Raw genomic sequence first — 2,180 nt, forward strand, 5'->3', positions numbered from 1 at the left:
CCATGTGCAGGAGGCGTGGTTACCGTAAAGGTAAGCGGATCGCCGTCTGCATCACTTGCCGTAATGTTTCCGTTAACAGGGGTATTTTTATTGGTGATGATGGCCGGTGCGGTGGCAACAGGGGCATCATTCACAGGGTTGATCGTTACCGGAACAGTTACTGTTACTGTACCTCCTTTACCATCGCTAACGGTTACCGTAAAGGTGTCTGTACCGTTATAATCCGGAGCAGGAGTATAAGTATAGGTACCATCAGGGTTTACGATTAGTGTTCCGTGTGCTGGCGGAGTGGTTACTGTATAAGTAAGCGGGTTGCCATCAGGATCGCTAGCCGTAATGATTCCGTTAACCGGAGTATCTTCATTGGTGGTAATGGCTGGTGCAGTTGCAACAGGAGCACGGTTATCGGTGATGTTCACTGTAGCCGGTACTGTGCTTGCCGTAATCGATGGGTTGCTGGTTGCAGCTGCCATCGTTAAGATCACTGTTTCAGTGCCTTCTGCAATGTTATCATCCAGTACCGGTACACTTACCCTTACAGAAGTCTGTCCGGCAGGGATGGTTACCGTAGTACCGATCGAAGTATAATCCGATCCGCTGGTAGCCGTGCCGGTTACCGAATAGGTAATCTGCGTATCAGTAGTCGATACATTACTTAAGGTAAAGGTAAACTCACCAGCTGTGCCTGGTTCTGCACCATCTTTAGTGGCTGCAACAGTTACCGTGGCAGTGGTATTGTCTGTAATGTTGATCGTTGCAGGGGTGTTGCTTACCGTTACTGTCGGGTTGCCTGATGCCGTTAAAGTAGCCACAACCGTTTCAGTGCCTTCAACAATATTGTCCGTCAATACCGGGATGGTGATCGTTCCGGTAGTCTGACCTGCCGGGATGGTAATGGTCTTGGTCACAATGGCCGAGTAATCGCTGCCCTCAGTGGCCGTTCCACCTAAAGTATAGGTAATCTGGGTATCAGTTGACGAAGGATTGCTCAGCGTTACCGTAAAGGTTCCGTTCACCGGACCGTTTTCACTGCCTGAAGTGCCTGCTGTAATCGTAGCTACCGAGGTATCGTTATCGGTGATGTTCACCGTAGCCGGTACCGTACTTGCCGTAACCGATGGGTTGCTGGTTGCAGCTGCCATCGTTAAGATCACTGTTTCAGTGCCTTCTGCAATATTATCATCCAGTACCGGTACACTTACCCTTACAGAAGTCTGTCCGGCAGGGATGGTTACCGTAGTACCGATCGAAGTATAATCCGATCCGCTGGTAGCTGTGCCACCAACACTGTAGGTAATCTGCGTATCAGTAGTCGATACATTACTTAAGGTAAAGGTGAACTCACCGGCTGTGCCTGGTTCTGCACCATCTTTAGTGGCTGCAACAGTAACTGTTGCAGTGGTATTATCTGTAATGTTGATCGTTGCAGGGGTGTTGCTTACCGTTACTGTCGGGTTGCCTGATGCCGTTAAAGTAGCCACAACCGTTTCAGTGCCTTCAACGATATTATCCGTCAATACCGGGATGGTAATTGTTCCCGTAGTCTGACCTGCCGGGATGGTAATGGTCTTGGTTACGATGGCCGAGTAATCGCTGCCCTCAGTAGCCGTTCCACCCAAAGTATAGGTAATGGTGGTAGGTTGTGATGATGGATTACTTAAAGTAACCGTAAAGCTTCCGTTCACCGGACCGTTTTCACTGCCTGAAGTACCTGCGGTAATCGTAGCTACCGAGGTATCGTTATCGGTGATGTTCACCGTAGCCGGTACTGTACTTGCCGTAACCGATGGGTTGCTGGTTGCAGCAGCCATCGTCAAAATCACCGTTTCAGTACCTTCTGCAATGTTATCATCCAGTACCGATACACTTACCCTTACAGAAGTCTGCCCTGCAGGGATGGTCACCGTAGTACCGATCGAGGTATAATCCGATCCGCTGGTAGCTGTTCCGGTTACCGAATAGGCAATCTGCGTATCAGTAGTCGATACATTACTTAAGGTAAAGGTGAACTCACCGGCTGTGCCTGGTTCTGCACCATCTTTAGTGGCTGCAACAGTAACAGTTGCAGTGGTATTATCGGTAATATTGATCGTTGCAGGGGTATTGCTTACCGTTACTGTCGGGTTGCCCGATACAGTTAAAGTAGCCACAACCGTTTCAGTGCCTTCAACAATGTTATC

At 49.2% G+C, this 2,180-nt stretch carries 1 protein-coding gene; it reads right to left on the reverse strand.

Features of this window, described 5'->3' with window-relative positions:
- The coding region (locus tag GGQ60_RS22825) for a beta strand repeat-containing protein (RefSeq protein WP_183768771.1) at window positions 1-2,180 on the reverse strand (2,180 nt) is incomplete at both ends.

Source organism: Pedobacter zeae, assembly GCF_014196715.1.
GTDB lineage: Bacteria > Bacteroidota > Bacteroidia > Sphingobacteriales > Sphingobacteriaceae > Pedobacter > Pedobacter zeae.